Source organism: Ruegeria sp. CDSA033 (assembly GCF_059612305.1).
This window is the reverse complement of record NZ_JBXWQI010000006.1, coordinates 112673-127933: the sequence shown is the minus strand read 5'-3', so window position 1 is coordinate 127933 and position 15261 is coordinate 112673. Positions and strand designations below refer to the sequence as shown.

Genomic DNA, 15261 nt, shown 5'->3' with positions numbered 1-15261 from the left:
TTTTTACGCCTCGGTTTGCCAGAAATCTGTCTTTCTTGAGTTGAACCCGACGGCGCAAGCTTTATCCTGAATGGCTGTATCCTTGGTTGGTTGGGAAATGCAAGGGATGACACGCTTTCTGGCGTTTTTGACGGTCGTAATTTTGATTTCGGGCACACATGTGCGAGCCGACGCCGCAGGTGATCTGCGGGCCGGTATGAATGAAATGCGCAAGGGGGACTGGAATGAAGCCTTGCGTGTTTCTGGTGCGCGGGGTTCAGTGTCTCGGGACATCATCGTCTGGCACTGGCTGCGCGAAGGTTTTGGCAGTTCGGGTGACGTTCTGGTGTTTTTGGATCGTCGTCCAGACTGGCCTGGTCTGGCTTGGTTGCGGCGTAAAAGTGAGCCCGCCTTCACTGGCGCCGACCCGGATCGCGTTCTTAGATTCTATGCAAAACAGCCGCCGCAAACCGCTGAGGGCGCGTTGAACTATGCCGTCGCATTGAAGGCAAAGGGTCGTCAGGGAGATGCTGAGGCCGATATCGTCGCGGCCTGGCGGACGATGCCAATGGGCTCGGGTCTGCAAAAAGACTATCTTGAGAATTTTGGCAAGTTGCTGAAACCGCATCACGCCGCACGCCTGGACCGGATGCTATGGGACAACCATCTTGTCAGCGCAGGTCAGATGCTGCCGCTGGTCAGCGCCGATCAGCGCAAACTGGCTGAGGCGCGGATCGGTCTTCAGAAACGGCAACCCGGTGTCGACAGCAAGGTGGCGGCGGTTCCGAAATCGCTGGTCGATTCACCGGGCTTGGCTTTTGACAGATTCGTCTGGCGTGACAAGAAAGAGTTGGACGACAGCGCGATAGACTTGATGCTGGCGCGCTCTAACGGCCCTGATGCGTTGGGAGAACCTGACAAATGGGCCGAAGGCCGTCGCCGGTTGGCCCGGCTTGAGATGCGAAATGGGGACCAGAACCGCGCCTATCAGATTGCTGCCAATCACCACATGACGCCGGAAATGGGCTATGGCTATGCCGATCTGGAGTGGTTTTCCGGGTTTCTGGCCTTGCGGAAGCTGAATGATCCGGCGACCGCGATCCGGCATTTCCAGAACTTCTCGGACGCGGTGAAATCGCCGATCTCGAAAGGACGCGCCGGGTATTGGTTGGGTCGTGCCTATGCGGCCCATGGTGACGCCGAAAAAGCCTATGACGCTTATGCGATGGGTGCGGATTATCAGTCCTCTTTCTACGGCTTGCTGGCGGCAGAGCAGATCGGGCGTCCTTTCGATAGTGAGCTGGCTAACCCCCGCCGGGCACCCCATTGGAAACAAGCTGAGTTCTCCAATTCAAGTGTGCTGGAGGCCGGGCTACTGCTGCTGAAGGCTGACGAAGACACCCTATCTGAGCGGTTCCTGACTCATTTGGTGGAAGGGCTGGACCCGGTTCAGGCCAATCAGTTGGGCGATTTGGTGCTCGAGTTGAAGCAGCCGCATCTGGCCGTGATGATCGCCAAACGCGCTGCAACAGTCGGCCTGGTTTTGCCAGCCGCCTATTACCCGGTGCATCCGGTGGCCGACATGGGTCTGCCCATGGCCAAGGAAATGACACTGGCCATTGCCCGTCGGGAAAGCGAGTTTGACCCCGTTGTGATCAGTGGAGCCGGTGCGCGCGGGCTGATGCAGGTCATGCCAGCCACGGCAAAGCTTGTTGCCAAGGAATTGGGTATCCTAAGCGGCCACAAGACGATCAAGCTGACTTCGGATTGGCAATATAATGCCAAGTTGGGTGCCAATTACCTGTCCGGTCTGGCCGCTGATTTCAACGGAAACGTCGTGATGATGGCGGCCGGATATAACGCAGGTCCGCGTCGGCCGATGTCGTGGATGGATCGCTATGGCGACCCGCGCGCAGGTGAAATCGACGTGGTCGACTGGATTGAGGCGATCCCGTTCAGTGAGACCCGCAACTACGTGATGCGTGTGTCGGAAAGCCTACCGGTCTATCGCGCCCGTCTTGGCCAACCTGCCTTGCCGATCCCGTTCTCGCAGGAACTGGTCGGGTCAACGCTGGCGTCTTTCGCGCCATAGGGTGAACAGCCCGGCAGCGACAACCAGCGCTGCGCCTATGACCACTTCGGGGCGCAGCGTTTCACCAAAGACCGAGATTCCCAGGATCGCGCTCCAGACCAAGTGGAAATAGGCGAAGGGCTGCACCGCGCTGGCCTCGGCCATCTCATAGCATTTGATCAACAACCAGTGGCCCAGAACGCCGCTCACGCATAGCAGCGCCATCCAGGCCCAATCCGTCTGGGCCATCGGCTCCCAGAACCACATTCCCACTAGCGTCATGGTGACGGCACCACTGACGCCCGTCCAGAAAAAGCTGGTGGCGGAATTGTCCCGGCGGGACACGTAACGGGTCAGCAAACCATAGACTGCAAACATGAAAGCCGAGATCAGCGGAACAATGGCCCAAGGGTTAAAGACGCCCACGCCGGGTTGCAGGATGATCAGAACACCGATGCACCCAACGCCGATCGCGGCCCAGCGTCGCCAACCGACCTGTTCGCCCAATACCGGCCCGCTGAGAGCGGCGATCAACAACGGGTAGCAGATGAATACGGCCATCGCATCGATCAGGCCCAGAACAGTGAAACTGAAAACTGCGACGCAGATCTCTGCCGCCAACAGCAGGCCACGAAATATCTGCAGCTTCAGCTGGCTTGTCTGGGTGGTGGCCTTCAATCCGCCGGGCGCACGTGCGGCCAAAGCGATGACAAAGGCGGCGAAGAACCAATAGCGGATCATCACGACCATGTATGTGTTGTATGTTCCCGCTAGATGGCGCGAAATACCGTCCTGCAGTGCAAAGACGATGGTTGCGCCGACCATCAACGCAACCCCGGCGCGCGTATTGTTCTGCTGCGTCATGATTTGATTGCCCGGGTCATGTGGCGCTTGCGGCCGTAACCGGGTGTGCGCGTAACAGTGAAACCGGCATCCTCAAGCCTCCGTCGCACGAACCCGGCGGCGGTATACGTCGCCGCCGTCCCACCAGTGGCCGTGTGGTCGGCGACCTGCTGCATCAGGTCTGCACCCCATAATTCGGGGTTTTTAGCCGGAGAGAACCCATCCAAAAACCACGCATCGGCCGCACCTTCCCATTCTTGCAGAGTTTGACGCGCATCGCCTTCAACAACCTCAAGCCGCAGGGTGCCCAAATCACATGTGCCGCCTTTCCATTGCGCAAGAAAGCGTTCGGACCACGGCGCAACCGCAGGGAATGCCGCAAGGGCGCGGGACATGTCCCGTTGTTCCATTGGATAGGCTTCAAAACTTGTAAAGGTCAGGGGTGTGGTCTGGCCCGATCTCTCCCATTCGGACCAGACGGTCAGCATGTTCAACCCGGTGCCAAAACCCAGCTCTGCTATGTGAAACCCCGGTGTAAATCGTGCGGGCAGGTCATTGCCTGCCAGAAACACATGGCGCGTCTCTTCCAACCCGTTCTGCAATGAATAATACGGGTCGTCGAAACGATCCGAGACGGGGATCTGATCCTCTGTCCACGTCAGTTCGGCGCGCTGGTCTGCCATCGGGGAATCCTGTAGCTAAGCGGCGCGACACTGAACAAGGTAAAGGGGAATGGCAATGGTCGATGTGACGGTGCGCGGTGCGGGAATTTTCGGCCTGTCTATCGCTTGGACCTGCGCGCGGCGTGGCGCAAAGGTGCAGATCGTCGACCCTTTTGGTCCCGGAGCCGGATCCAGCGGTGGCCTGGTTGGCGCACTGGCACCGCATGTGCCCGAAAACTGGAATGCCAAGAAGGCGTTTCAGTTCGACAGCCTGATCATGGCTGAACCGTTCTGGACTCAGGTCGAGGCCACAGGCGGCGTATCACCAGGATATGCGCGGCTGGGGCGGCTGCAACCCATCGCTGACACGCGAACGCTGGAACTTGCCCATGCCCGTGCGGGCACGGCGGTTGAACTGTGGCAGGGTCGCGCTGAATGGCGGGTCGTTGAAACAGCCGCGGTCGGTGCATGGTGTCCGCCCAGCCCAACAGGGTTTGTCATCCATGATACGCTGAGCGCCCGCATGCATCCGCGCCGGGCTTGTGCGGCCTTGGTTGCGGCATTGGCTGTGATGGGGGTTGAAGTCGTAGCCGACGCACCGGACCGTGGGCAGGTTGTCCATGCAACCGGGCTCGCCGGACTTCAGGAACTGAGCGAAGCGTTTGGCAAAATAGTCGGCAACGGCGTCAAGGGACAGGCGGCTCTGTTGCGGTTCGATGCGGGTAAGGTTCCACAGCTTTTTGCGGACGCGATCCACTTCATACCGCATGCGGACGGGACATTGGCGATTGGATCGACCTCGGAGCGTGATTATGACGATCCGACCAGCACGGACGCGGCTCTGAACGACGTTCTGGACCGGGCGATGCGGACCGTTCCCGTCCTGCATGGCGCAGAGGTCATCGAACGATGGGCGGGTGTACGGCCACGCAGCAAAAGCCGCGCACCGATGCTGGGCGCGCACCCAGTACACAAAGGTCAATTCATCGCCAATGGTGGTTTCAAGATCGGCTTTGGCATGGCCCCGAAAGTAGCTGAGGTCATGGCGGATCTGGTTCTTGAGAACCGGGACACGATCCCGAGTGAATTCAGACCCGAAGCATCACTCTGATCGCGGAACAAACTCGGCGGACATGCATTGCCGCCCATCTGGTCCGCGCACCCACATCGCTTGGCCATTCCGGCACAAGGTCGCCGTCTCAGAGTGCATTAGCGGCGATGACGCGCGAAATGAAAACTGAGCCAAGGGACCTGCCAGATCCTCGGCAAACAGCATCAATAATTGTGCCAGCAAAGGGCCATGAACGACCAGGCCGTCGTAGCCTTCGACATCCCGCGCGTAGTCCAAATCGTAATGGATACGGTGCCCATTGAAGGTCAGCGCCGAGTATCGGAACAAAAACGTGCTGTCGAAAGTGACGTCTCGCCTGTCGGGTTCATCGGTACGGGCCGTAGGTGGCTTGGGCTTGATGTCAGTACCCGAAGGGTCAGGCCGATAAACTAGATCCTGCCATTCGCTCAGACACAATTGACCGTCCTGAGAAATCTCGTGTCGCAGGGTAACAAACCCCAGCGGTCCCGTCCGTCCGGTTTTTGTCGCCGCACTTTCAAGAACAGTCCGGCGCACGGCTTTCGAACCCGCGAACAGCGGCGCGTGAAACTGCAACCGTCCCCCGGCCCACATCCGACGTTGCAAGCCCATATCGGGGATCAAACCGCCCCCAACCTTTGGATGCCCGTCCCGCCCCAAATTGGCAGGCGGCTGAGGCGACCAGAAATACAGCTGGTGAAAGAACAGCGGCAGTTGATCGCCTGCTGTGACCCTGTCCTTGGTACCAAGCGCGGCCAGCAGCGCGGAGGCGCGGGCCGGATCCATCACATCGGTCTGTATTTCGTCAGTCATGGCGGCAGACTATGCAGACGGACCAGACCCGGCAAGCAGCCTCTCGATCTTAGAACCCAGCCTCAGCCCGCAGTTTCTGCATGAGTGTCCTCAGAGAACTTTCATAACGGTCGCTCAGCAATTTCCCCTGCTCATCAAACTCGTTCGAGCTGCTGGCCAGATGAATTTCTGGCCCCTGCAGGATACGAGGCTGGAACGGAACCATATAGCCGCGCAGAACCATCTGCGCCCGCTCGCCACCTGCGCGTCCTGCGGCAGCTGACATCACGGCAACCGGTTTGTCGGCCCAGGGGCGGCCATCGGTTCGACTGACCCAGTCCAAAGCGTTTTTCAGAACACCCGACGGGCCTTTGTTATATTCCGGGGTCGAAATGATCACGGCATCAGCCTGCGCGATCTGATCGGACATGGTTTGCACTGCGGCAGGAATGCCCTCGCCATCCTCAAGATCACCATCATAAAGCGGCAGGTTCAGATCAGCTTCGATATGCGTTCCCGGCTCGAACAACCGTGCCGCTTCGCGCAGCAATTTGCGGTTGGTCGCGCTTTGGCGCAATGAGCCGGACAGGCTCAGAAGTATGGGGTCAGACATTAGGAAACTCCGGTTCGGGTGTTTCCCAATAGCTAGCGTAACTTTCGCACGCACCAAAGACCGGATGACGCGCAGTCAATGTGCGAAAAATGGGCACCCGAAAGTGCCCATGTCATTATGTGTTTCCGTTCGGAATGATCTCGATGTCGACCCGGCGGTTCTGGGCCTTCCCCTCGGGCGTCAGGTTAGAGGCAATCGGGCGGTTTTCGCCCTGGCCGATGGTTGAGATGCGTGCACCACTTACGCCATTGGCTTGAAGAATATCGGCGACAGACCGCGCGCGGCGTTCAGACAGACCCTGATTATATGCTGCGTCGCCGTCGCTGTCGGTATTGCCGATGACCTGCACGTTCGAGTTGGGGTAATTCACCAGATTCTGCCCCACCCGGACCAGATCGGCCCGCAGTGCCGGGCGCACGGTCGCGCTGTCGGTGTCAAAGGTGATATCATTCGGGACGGTCACAATCAGTCGGTCGCCAGCGTTGGTAACGATGATGCCCTGATTGGCCAGTTGCTGACGCAGTTCTGCTGCTTGTTTGTCCAGTTGATTGCCGATCAGGCCACCCCCTGCCGCACCGATCGCACCGCCTGCCACCGCGCCCAAAAGCGGATCAGATCCATTGGCAATCGCGCCGACACCCGCGCCGATCAGACCGCCGAGGAGTGCACCCTGCTTGGCGTTCTGGTTCGGGTCCGAGGGCAGGTTCAATGTGCCGGGGTCCGTACAGGCCCCCAAAAACATGGCCGAACACAGCCCTGCGGCAAGAACACTCTTGGAAATCGTCATGAAATCACCTTCTGCTCTGGGGCCCGTTCACCGAACCCGCTTTGTTTGGCGCAGTATATCGCGTTACATTATCTTAGGCTCAAGCAACAATCGGGTGAAGTCGGCAAATTACCGCCGTTCAACAGGATCCAATTGGTTCTGGTCTTGCCAGATCGCTCGCAGAGGCTCCCCCTGCCCGCAGAAATGATCGTCTGTCACGTCGCAGGCCCAGATGCGATCCGTACGAAAATGGCGAAACCCATTCCTCAGCTCGCACCACGCCGCCAACATCGTGCATTCGATGTGGTAGATCAGGGCGACGGGTCTGACGACCCGCTCGGTTCGCTCACCTTCGGCGTTCACATAGGTGATGCGAATTTTGCTTTCAGAGCGGATGGCCTCGCGATAGTTTACGACAGGCACGCACCCCTTGGCCGGATCGTCCATCGGCGCACCCCATGGGGCGACCTGCAGCCAATCCGCAGGCGCGCGCAAAGCGTCGATCTTGCGGCATACGCGGTCTGCAGCCTGTTGCAGGGTGCTATCCCCTGTGCGCGCCAGCATCGACAACCCGACCCACAGTGCTTCGACCTCTTCAGCGTCGAAATTCAACGGTGGCAGGTCATATCCCCGCCGCATCAGGTATCCCACGCCGGCTTCACCCTCGATCGGGGTTCGCTGTGCCTGCAAAGCGGCGATATCGCGATAGACGGTACGCGCTGACACTTCGAGCTTTTCTGCCAGTGCCTCCGCCGTCACGGGCACATCGGCCGAGCGCAGGATCTGGATGATTTCAAACAGGCGGGTCGAGCGGCGCATAAGGTTCTCCAGTCATTCTGCTGACACACTAGCACACGCCCCTGACAGGGTGGTGTCAGGAGTGATCAGCGATCTTTGGAAAACAAACCAAAGGAGGTCGAACATGCCATACCTCGACAATCACGTGATGATGACATTGAAACAGGACCGCTGGGCGCAGGATCACACCTTGCGCGCGTTCGAGATCGAACGTGAAATTATGGCTGCCCGTCAGCCCTGCGCACCGCGCAAACGGACCAAGCGGTTCTCGCTGGGCAACCTCAAGATGCTGTGGACAAGCACGGCCTGAGGTCAGAAATCAGCCGGGGCGCGGAATTTCATCGAAACTCCGCCCTCGGGGCTTTTCAGGCGCAATTCCTCAGAATGCAGCATCAGACGCGGGAAATCGCGCGCTTCGCCCTCGGCGTAGAATGGATCGCCCAGAATCGGGTGGCCCAGCGCCAGCATATGAACGCGCAGTTGATGCGACCTGCCCGTTTTTGGGAACAATCGGACGCGCGTTGTCTCACCTTCGAATTTCACAAACCGCCAATCCGTGACGGCGGGTTTTCCAGTCTCATGACAGACCATCTGGCGCGGACGGTTGGGCCAATCCACGATCAACGGCAGATCGACGGTTCCGGACTTTTGCTCGATGCGCCCCCAAACGCGCGCGACATAGGTCTTGCGGGTCTGGCGCTTTTCAAACTGCATGCTCAGATGCCGCTGTGCGTGCGGTGACTGGGCAAACACCATGACACCCGACGTATCCCGGTCCAGCCGGTGCACCAGAAGGGCCTGCGGAAATGCCGCCTGCACGCGGGTCAACAGGCAATCGGCCAGATGCGCGCCACGCCCCGGTACAGACAACAACCCCGAGGGCTTGTTCACCACGATTAGCTGCGCATCCTCATGCAGCACTTCCAACGGCGTATTCGGGGGATCATAGGTCTCGCTCATGCGCGCCTGCCTATCGCACGGCGTAGGTTCCCGCAACGTCGGGCTTGCCTGAACGGATCGGTTCAGCAACTCTCAGGCCCAAAATCGGAGGAGAACCCATGCACCCCACAATCGCGCGCATGCAAGACGTTGTCGCCAAAGGCGATGAAACCCTGATCCACGAATTGCTGGCCGAAGACGTACGGTTTTCCCCGCCAACTTACTACAGCACCTGGACCGGACGCGAACCGGTGGCGGCTGTTTTAGGACATGTGGGACAGGTGTTTTCCGACTTCCGCTATCGCCGGATTATGGGTGAAGGCAAAGATTGGGCGTTGGAGTTTCAGTGCAAGGTCGGGGATCTGGACGCGGTCGGCGTCGATCTGATCACATTGAACGATGAGGGTCTGATACAGGAATTCGAGGTCGTCATGCGCCCTTATAAGACCATTGGCGCCCTGCGCGAGGCGATGATGGCTCGGGTTATGACGGACGCCCGCTTCCTCGAATACAAAAATGCGCTCAGCTAACCATGACGGCCCCGATTGCCGCCGATCAGATATTGCGTGTCCCACTGTTGCCGGTTCTGGCAGCACAGGCGATTTCCGTGCGTCGTAACGCTCAGCTGCTGCCCGAACCGTCCGGCCCGCGCCAAGGGCGCGAAGGGCGCGGCCCCCGGTTGCGGCTGCTCATCGCTGGTGACAGCTCGGCCGCCGGTGTGGGGGCTGGGCGACAGCAACAGGCACTATCGGGGTTTCTCGTGGCGCGGTTGGCCTGCCATTACAGCGTGGAGTGGCGACTGGAGGCGACGACGGGTCACACAACACAGGATACGCTGGAACGATTGAACCGCCTTGAAGGCAGCTATGACGCCGCCGTGACAGCCTTGGGTGTCAACGACGTCACGCGTGGAGTATCCCGGCAAAAGTTCACGGGTTTGCAGACCCAACTTCTGGATCATCTGACGAGCAAACTGGGTGTTCGCCGTGTCGTGGTTACCGCTGTGCCGCAGATGAACCGTTTTCCGGCCCTGCCCCAGCCGCTGGCCTGGGCACTGGGGCGACAGGCGGCCCGGCTGGATCAGGGTTTGCAAAAGGCCGCTGCGGCATTTCCGCAAGCCCGGCACCTGTCATTGGAGTTTCCGGATGACCCGGCACTGGCTGCTCCGGACGGATATCACCCAAGCCCCAAAGCCTATCGCTTGTGGGCGGAGGCCGCGGCCGACTTATTGCATCAGCGCTGACCCCGCATCTGACGGATCATCGGGATCGTATAGACCACCAAAGCCGCCCAGATCAGCGGGAAGGCGATCATACGGCCCCGATCGATCTGTTCCCCGAACACGGTAATCGCAGTGATAAAGATCATCGTTGGCGCGATGTATTGCAGGATACCCATTGTGGACAACCGCACCAATTTTGCCCCGTTGGCATAGACCAGCAGCGGAACAGCGGTGACAATGCCGGCACAGGCCAGCAGCATGGTGTCCCCGGCGGCAGCGCCAAAGTGGCCGGTTCCTTTTGCCCCTAACCAGGTGATGTAGACCAAGGCTGGGATCAGCAGGATCAGAACCTCAAGCAGAAAACCCTGATTGGGACCGATGGGCAGCGAGCGTTTGAAGAAAGCATAAAAACCCCAACTGACCGTCAGGGCCAGCGCAGCCCACGGCAGCCGACCCGCTTCGACGATCAATACCAGCACACCCAAAGCAGCTAACCCCACCGCCGCCAATTGCGTACGATTCAAAGGCTCACGTAACAGGATTGCCCCTAGCGCAATGCTGAACAGCGGGTTGATGTAATAGCCCAACGCTGCGTCCAACGCGTTACCGCTGGCAATCGCCCAGACGTAAATGGCCCAATTCACCGAGATCAAAGCCGCTGTCAGACAGGCCATGCCCAGCATTTTCGGGTTTTGTAAGGCAGCCTTCAAATCCCCGGTTCGCCCTAGCGCCACCAGCAACAGCCCGGCCACAGGCACCGACCATACAATCCGATGCGCCACGATCTCGACCGGCCCGATATGCGCCAGAGCTTTCATGTAAAGCGGCAGGAAACCCCATAGAACGTAGGCGGTCACCGCCAGAGCCAATCCTTTTGGCGTGTCCTCATTCTGGGGTGGTGTTGCGACGTCCGCCATCATGGATCTCCGGGTGATACCGTTTGTCTATACGGCTGTTCCGGAGGGTTTGGAAACTGCGAAAACCGTGAACGGTCGCATCAAGAAAATTGATATGTACCAAGAAAACGGGGCGCTAAAGCGCCCCGTGTGTCGAACCTTGGCGCTAAACTTTAACGCGCTCGGATTTTGGGTCGTACATCGGCTTGAGCGAAGCCTCGGCTTTGACTTTGACGCCGCACACATCGATCTCGTAGGTCGAGGCCAAAACGTCAGCGGCCTTTTCGCCTTCGCAGGGCACATAACCCAGACCGATCGCACCGCCCAGCGTGTGGCCATAGTTGCCTGAGGACAGATAGCCCACATACTCGCCATCCCGGATGATCGGCTCGTTATGGAACAACAGCGGTTCCGGATCGGTCAGCTTGAACTGAACCAGGCGGTTATGCGGTCCGCTTTCCTTGCGCGCAATCACCGCCTCACGCCCGATGAAATCGCTGCCCTTGTCGACCTTGACCGCAAAACCAAGACCGGCGTCGACCACATGGTCCTCACAAGTGATGTCGTGGCCGAAGTGGCGGAAGCCTTTTTCGATCCGGGCGCTGTCCATCATATGCATGCCGCATAGTGTTAGCCCCATGTCCTGTCCGGCCTCGTGCAGGGTTTCGAACACATGTCCCGCCATGTCGGACGAGACATAGATTTCCCAGCCAAGCTCACCGACATAGGTCACGCGGTGGGCACGGGCCAGACCCATGCCAACCTCGATGTCCTGCGCGGTGCCAAACGGATTGGTCGCGTTGGTGAAATCGTTGGGCGAGACCTTTTCAAGCAGCGTACGCGCATTTGGACCCATAATGGCCAGAACACCCTCACCCGCAGTAACATCAGTGACGACGACGTTGAAGTTGCCCGCATGGCGCTGCATCCAGCTCTGGTCAGCCAAACGGGTCGCTGCGGGGGTCACCACCAGATAAGCGGTCTCGGTCAGGCGGGTGACGGTCACGTCCGCCTCAATCCCGCCTGTGCGGTTAAGGAACTGGGTATAGACGATCTTGCCATTCGGCACCGAGTAGTCGCCGCCACCAATATAGTTCATGAACGCTTCGGCATCAGGACCGTCGACGCGGATCTTGCCGAACGACGACATGTCATACATACCAACGTTTTCGCGTACGGCTTTGTGCTCGGCGGCCGAGTTTTCGAACCAGTTCTGGCGTTTCCAGCTGTACTGGTATTCCCGCTCCTGCCCTTCATTTGCGAACCAGTTGGCACGTTCCCAGCCTGCCAGTTCGCCCATGACCGCGCCCTGTTCCAGCAGGTGGTGGTGGAACGGGGTCCGACGCACGCCGCGCGCGGTGGCCTTTTGGCGATAGGGATAATGGTCAGCGTATAGCAGGCCTAGGGTCTCTTTCGAGCGCTCAAACAGGTACTGCTTATTGCCCTGGAACGGCTGCATCCGGCTGATGTCCACGTCGCCCAGATCGAAAGGCTTTTCACCGCTGTCCATCCATTCGGCCAGCGCCATGCCAGCGCCACCGGCGGACTGGATGCCGATCGAGTTGAAGCCCGCTGCGACCCAGACGTTGTCCATCTCGGGTGCCAGACCCAGGTGATAGGCGTCATCGGGGGTAAACGACTCGGGCCCGTTGAAGAAGGTGTGAATACCCGCTTCGGCCAGCATCGGCATACGTTCACATGCAGCTTCGAGGATCGGTTCGAAATGGTCGAAATCCTCGGGCAGCTGGTCGAATTCAAAGGTGTCAGGAATACCGTCCATCGCCCAGGGCTTGGCATTCGGTTCAAATGCACCCAACAGGATTTTACCTGCGTCCTCTTTGTAATACGCGCATTCATCGGGAACGCGCAGAACTGGCAACTGGGTCAAACCGTCGATACTTTCGGTGACGATGTAGAAGTGTTCGCAGGCGTGCAACGGCACGTTCACACCAGCCATCTGGCCGACCTGATGCCCCCACATACCCGCGCAGTTCACCACCATGTCGCATTCGATATGACCCGAAGCGCTGCCGTCATCTGCGACCCAGTCTACACCAGTTACCTTGCGGCCCAGCTTGACGATTTCGGTGACTTTCACACGTTCTTTGACGATACCGCCACGCTGACGGGCGCCCTTGGCCAATGCCAAGGCGATGTTGGCCGGGTCACCCTGACCGTCCAGCGGCAAGTAAACAGCACCCTTCACGCCTTCGAGGTTGATGTGGGGATACAGCTCCTGAACACGTTCATTCTCGATTTCTTCGACCTCGACGCCGAAAGCGCGCGCCATGGCAGCCTGACGGTAGATCTCTTCTTTGCGCTCTTCGGTTAGCGCAACGGTGATTGATCCACAGCGTTTAAAACCTGTGGCCACACCGGTTTCTTCTTCGAGCGAGCCATAGAGTTCCTGGCTGTACTTCGCCAGCTTTGTCATGTTCGCCGTTGCGCGCAGCTGGGCGATCAGACCCGCCGCATGCCAGGTCGTGCCGCTGGTCAGCTGCTTACGCTCCAGAAGGACAACGTCTTTCCAGCCTTTCTTGGTCAGGTGATACGCCACCGAACATCCGATGACACCACCACCGATAATGACAACACGGGCCTTGTTTGGAAGATCAGCCATTCTCATGATTCCGCTTTATGAGTTTCCACCCAAAATGACACGGAAGAGCGACACAGAATGCACGAAAAACGTCAGCCCATTTGCAAAAATCAACGTTGTTTGACTTGCCGTTTTTCACGTCTCAGCACAAAGGGTGTCACGCCGAAGAAGCTTTTGTAGACCGACGAGAAACCGTTGGGAAACCCGCAGGCAAGACCAATTTCTCGAACACTCATCGTTGTGTTCAGCAGCAGGTTATTGGCCTTGGCCAGCCGCATTTCGCGATAAAAGCCGTTTGGCGTGGTTCCGAAATAGTTCTTGAACTTCCGTTCCAGCGATCGGTTCGAAAGCTTTAGCGCTTCGACGATTTCGTTAATCGGCAGCGGGTCTTCGATATTGGCCTGCATCACCTTGATGCACTGGTCCAGTTTGGCATCACCGGTAGCAGTGGTCTTTGATCCGGAAAACGGCTGGAGAGACGAGAAATCCCGGATGTTTTCGTGCAGCATGATGTCGGCCACGGTCATTCTTGTTGGCCCTGAGATGTGGCGCCCGATCACCGCCAGCGCGACATCGGTAGTGGCCTCCATCCCGGCGCAGGTCACCACGGCGCCCTGTTCTGTTGCAATCGACAGTTTGGCCTCGAACTGGGCGCGACGTTCACGCAGGAAGGACGCGTTCTCCCAGTGGGTCGACATGTCCTCGGTCCCCTGCTCGTCAATATAGCGACTTGCAGCTTCGGACAGCAAAAAGACCTGTGCACCGCGGAAAGTATAATCCGACACAACACGCCCCAGCGACAGATCAGGATGATCGGGGTCGGAATTTCCAATGACGAACAAATAGTCCGCGTTGGGCTGCGACGGAATGCTGTCGGTCTGGATCGTCGCCTCGCTGCTGCTGGCGACCGGGCCACCCCTCAGAGAGCGATAGGCATAGGTGAATGGCGGGCTCGGACAAACGCGGTTGGCCAACCGCAGCACCTCAACCAATGACGCCAGTTCCAGCAGCACATAGCCCGGCGCGACAACGATGTCGAAATGTCGCTGCGCGTTAGAAGCCGGGATGTTCGACGGCGATGGCATCACTTTCCTCTCAGACAATCCGGTGCCCAGCGGACCGCAATCGGTCGGCAAGGACCTCAATGTGGTCCGGCCCGACTTCGCAGCATCCGCCAACTATTGTTGCCCCCTGCGCTACCCATTCCATGGCATGATCGGCATAAGCCTCAGGTCCAAGATCGTGGCGTTGTGTCAACACGTCGACAGTCGGCGCGTCTTTCAGGAAATCCTGTGCAATCCCTGTGAACCCGTTTGCATAGGCCCCAAATGGTCGCCTCATCGTGGCTATGACCTTGAGCGCGGCGGGAATAGCCTCGGGGCGCGAACAGTTTATCAGAACAGCGTCAGGGGAGAATTGCTCAACAAGGGGCGCAATATCTCCAAGCGGTTCTCCGGATCGCAGGCGCGATCCATCATCGTCCATGACCGACAGAGCCAGCCAGACCGGCTTGCCCGCATCCTTTGTACCACGCAAAGCCCCTTCGGCCTCTTGCACCGAGGACACGGTTTCGATCAGGAAAAGATCAACGTGATCGGACATGAGGTTAACCAACTCGGCAAATTTTTTCGCAGCGTCTTCCACGTCGGGTTTCAGATCGGGACGATAAGACGCCAGCAAAGGGCCCAGCGCGCCAGCGATGCGACGGGAACTGTCCTTTCGCGCCCGGTTCGCCTGAGTAACCGCAGCATGGATCAGCTCGGGCAGTTGGCTTTCCATGCCCAGGCGCTCCAACCGAGAACGATGGACCGCGTAAGTATTGGTCGTGGCAACCGTTGCGCCACGGCGGAAGTATTCGGCGTGGACCTCTTGCACCAATTCGGGATGGTCGATCATTACGCGCGTCGACCACAGCGGGGTGGGTTTGTCCCCACTGCGTTTGACCAGTTCTTGCCCAATCGAGCCATCAAGAAGCGTGATATCTGCCATTT

Annotated in this window: 16 protein-coding genes; 5 read left to right on the top strand and 11 right to left on the bottom strand. The window is 58.8% G+C overall.

The window, feature by feature from the left end; all coding sequences use genetic code 11:
- Positions 1–106 precede the first annotated feature (106 nt).
- Complete coding sequence (locus AC2FLA_RS10670) at positions 107–2071, top strand: lytic transglycosylase domain-containing protein (protein ID WP_496722164.1); 1965 nt, start codon at positions 107–109, stop codon at positions 2069–2071.
- On the opposite strand, the gene AC2FLA_RS10665 is transcribed toward AC2FLA_RS10670, so the two are convergent.
- Both AC2FLA_RS10665 and mnmC2 read right to left on the bottom strand, forming a co-directional pair.
- Positions 2045–2914 carry a DMT family transporter gene (locus AC2FLA_RS10665; RefSeq protein ID WP_496722075.1) on the bottom strand — a complete coding sequence of 290 codons (870 nt, stop codon included), beginning with the start codon at positions 2912–2914 and terminating at the stop codon, positions 2045–2047. The two genes, AC2FLA_RS10670 and AC2FLA_RS10665, sit on opposite strands and share 27 nt — an antisense overlap.
- Positions 2911–3576 (bottom strand): tRNA (5-methylaminomethyl-2-thiouridine)(34)-methyltransferase MnmC2, encoded by a 666-nt coding sequence (gene mnmC2, locus AC2FLA_RS10660; protein WP_496722073.1) that lies wholly within the window; start codon positions 3574–3576, stop codon positions 2911–2913. The genes AC2FLA_RS10665 and mnmC2 overlap by 4 nt, the downstream gene beginning before the upstream one ends.
- Positions 3577–3625: 49 nt before the next feature.
- Between mnmC2 and AC2FLA_RS10655 the strand changes: the two genes are divergently transcribed.
- A complete protein-coding gene (locus AC2FLA_RS10655) occupies positions 3626–4666 on the top strand; it encodes an NAD(P)/FAD-dependent oxidoreductase (protein WP_496722071.1) in 1041 nt (346 codons plus the stop codon).
- On the opposite strand, the gene AC2FLA_RS10650 is transcribed toward AC2FLA_RS10655, so the two are convergent.
- From AC2FLA_RS10650 to AC2FLA_RS10635, 4 genes are all read right to left on the bottom strand, one after another.
- Positions 4658–5458, bottom strand: a complete 801-nt coding sequence (locus tag AC2FLA_RS10650; RefSeq protein WP_496722069.1) for an HTD2 family dehydratase — start codon at positions 5456–5458, stop codon at positions 4658–4660. The genes AC2FLA_RS10655 and AC2FLA_RS10650 overlap by 9 nt on opposite strands.
- Before the next feature lie 49 nt (positions 5459–5507).
- Positions 5508–6050, bottom strand: coding sequence for an NADPH-dependent FMN reductase (locus AC2FLA_RS10645; protein ID WP_496722067.1), 543 nt, complete (start codon positions 6048–6050; stop codon positions 5508–5510).
- Between the two features lie 115 nt (positions 6051–6165).
- Positions 6166–6837, bottom strand: a complete 672-nt coding sequence (locus AC2FLA_RS10640; protein WP_058272535.1) for a YiaD family glycine zipper/OmpA-like lipoprotein — start codon at positions 6835–6837, stop codon at positions 6166–6168.
- Between the two features lie 108 nt (positions 6838–6945).
- Positions 6946–7635, bottom strand: a complete 690-nt coding sequence (locus tag AC2FLA_RS10635; protein WP_496722065.1) for a helix-turn-helix transcriptional regulator — start codon at positions 7633–7635, stop codon at positions 6946–6948.
- Between the two features lie 103 nt (positions 7636–7738).
- On the opposite strand from AC2FLA_RS10635, the gene AC2FLA_RS10630 reads away from it, so the two are divergent.
- Complete coding sequence (locus AC2FLA_RS10630; RefSeq protein WP_496722063.1) at positions 7739–7924, top strand: hypothetical protein; 186 nt, start codon at positions 7739–7741, stop codon at positions 7922–7924.
- 2 nt (positions 7925–7926) lie between these two features.
- Here the strand turns inward: AC2FLA_RS10630 and AC2FLA_RS10625 are convergent, their stop codons facing one another.
- Positions 7927–8574 carry an RluA family pseudouridine synthase gene (locus AC2FLA_RS10625; RefSeq protein ID WP_496722061.1) on the bottom strand — a complete coding sequence of 216 codons (648 nt, stop codon included), beginning with the start codon at positions 8572–8574 and terminating at the stop codon, positions 7927–7929.
- 98 nt (positions 8575–8672) lie between these two features.
- Here AC2FLA_RS10625 and AC2FLA_RS10620 point away from each other — a divergent pair, with 98 nt between their 5' ends.
- A complete protein-coding gene (locus AC2FLA_RS10620) occupies positions 8673–9083 on the top strand; it encodes a nuclear transport factor 2 family protein (protein WP_058279776.1) in 411 nt (136 codons plus the stop codon).
- Between the two features lie 2 nt (positions 9084–9085).
- Positions 9086–9796: an SGNH/GDSL hydrolase family protein gene (locus AC2FLA_RS10615; RefSeq protein WP_496722059.1), complete on the top strand. Its 711-nt coding sequence runs from the start codon at positions 9086–9088 to the stop codon at positions 9794–9796.
- Here the strand turns inward: AC2FLA_RS10615 and rarD are convergent.
- From rarD to AC2FLA_RS10595, 4 genes are all read right to left on the bottom strand, one after another.
- The gene (gene rarD, locus AC2FLA_RS10610; protein ID WP_496706391.1) at positions 9787–10692 is read right to left on the bottom strand and encodes an EamA family transporter RarD; all 906 of its coding nucleotides are present in this window, start codon (positions 10690–10692) and stop codon (positions 9787–9789) included. The two genes, AC2FLA_RS10615 and rarD, sit on opposite strands and share 10 nt — an antisense overlap.
- A gap of 145 nt (positions 10693–10837) precedes the next feature.
- Positions 10838–13291 (bottom strand): GcvT family protein, encoded by a 2454-nt coding sequence (locus AC2FLA_RS10605; RefSeq protein WP_496722057.1) that lies wholly within the window; start codon positions 13289–13291, stop codon positions 10838–10840.
- An 89-nt stretch (positions 13292–13380) separates the two neighbouring features.
- Positions 13381–14355 carry a GlxA family transcriptional regulator gene (locus AC2FLA_RS10600; RefSeq protein ID WP_496722055.1) on the bottom strand — a complete coding sequence of 325 codons (975 nt, stop codon included), beginning with the start codon at positions 14353–14355 and terminating at the stop codon, positions 13381–13383.
- Positions 14356–14365: 10 nt separating this feature from the next.
- Positions 14366–15259 (bottom strand): homocysteine S-methyltransferase family protein, encoded by an 894-nt coding sequence (locus AC2FLA_RS10595; RefSeq protein WP_496722053.1) that lies wholly within the window; start codon positions 15257–15259, stop codon positions 14366–14368.
- Positions 15260–15261: the final 2 nt, after the last annotated feature.

Bases quoted from the DNA above. Each gene is read 5' to 3' on its own strand.
- AC2FLA_RS10670 (WP_496722164.1), top strand. From the start codon at position 107: ATGACACGCTTTCTGGCGTTTTTGACGGTCGTAATTTTGATTTCGGGC.
- AC2FLA_RS10665 (WP_496722075.1), bottom strand. From the start codon at position 2,914: ATGACGCAGCAGAACAATACGCGCGCCGGGGTTGCGTTGATGGTCGGC.
- mnmC2 (WP_496722073.1), bottom strand. From the start codon at position 3,576: ATGGCAGACCAGCGCGCCGAACTGACGTGGACAGAGGATCAGATCCCC.
- AC2FLA_RS10655 (WP_496722071.1), top strand. From the start codon at position 3,626: ATGGCAATGGTCGATGTGACGGTGCGCGGTGCGGGAATTTTCGGCCTG.
- AC2FLA_RS10650 (WP_496722069.1), bottom strand. From the start codon at position 5,458: ATGACTGACGAAATACAGACCGATGTGATGGATCCGGCCCGCGCCTCC.
- AC2FLA_RS10645 (WP_496722067.1), bottom strand. From the start codon at position 6,050: ATGTCTGACCCCATACTTCTGAGCCTGTCCGGCTCATTGCGCCAAAGC.
- AC2FLA_RS10640 (WP_058272535.1), bottom strand. From the start codon at position 6,837: ATGACGATTTCCAAGAGTGTTCTTGCCGCAGGGCTGTGTTCGGCCATG.
- AC2FLA_RS10635 (WP_496722065.1), bottom strand. From the start codon at position 7,635: ATGCGCCGCTCGACCCGCCTGTTTGAAATCATCCAGATCCTGCGCTCG.
- AC2FLA_RS10630 (WP_496722063.1), top strand. From the start codon at position 7,739: ATGCCATACCTCGACAATCACGTGATGATGACATTGAAACAGGACCGC.
- AC2FLA_RS10625 (WP_496722061.1), bottom strand. From the start codon at position 8,574: ATGAGCGAGACCTATGATCCCCCGAATACGCCGTTGGAAGTGCTGCAT.
- AC2FLA_RS10620 (WP_058279776.1), top strand. From the start codon at position 8,673: ATGCACCCCACAATCGCGCGCATGCAAGACGTTGTCGCCAAAGGCGAT.
- AC2FLA_RS10615 (WP_496722059.1), top strand. From the start codon at position 9,086: ATGACGGCCCCGATTGCCGCCGATCAGATATTGCGTGTCCCACTGTTG.
- rarD (WP_496706391.1), bottom strand. From the start codon at position 10,692: ATGGCGGACGTCGCAACACCACCCCAGAATGAGGACACGCCAAAAGGA.
- AC2FLA_RS10605 (WP_496722057.1), bottom strand. From the start codon at position 13,291: ATGGCTGATCTTCCAAACAAGGCCCGTGTTGTCATTATCGGTGGTGGT.
- AC2FLA_RS10600 (WP_496722055.1), bottom strand. From the start codon at position 14,355: ATGCCATCGCCGTCGAACATCCCGGCTTCTAACGCGCAGCGACATTTC.
- AC2FLA_RS10595 (WP_496722053.1), bottom strand. From the start codon at position 15,259: ATGGCAGATATCACGCTTCTTGATGGCTCGATTGGGCAAGAACTGGTC.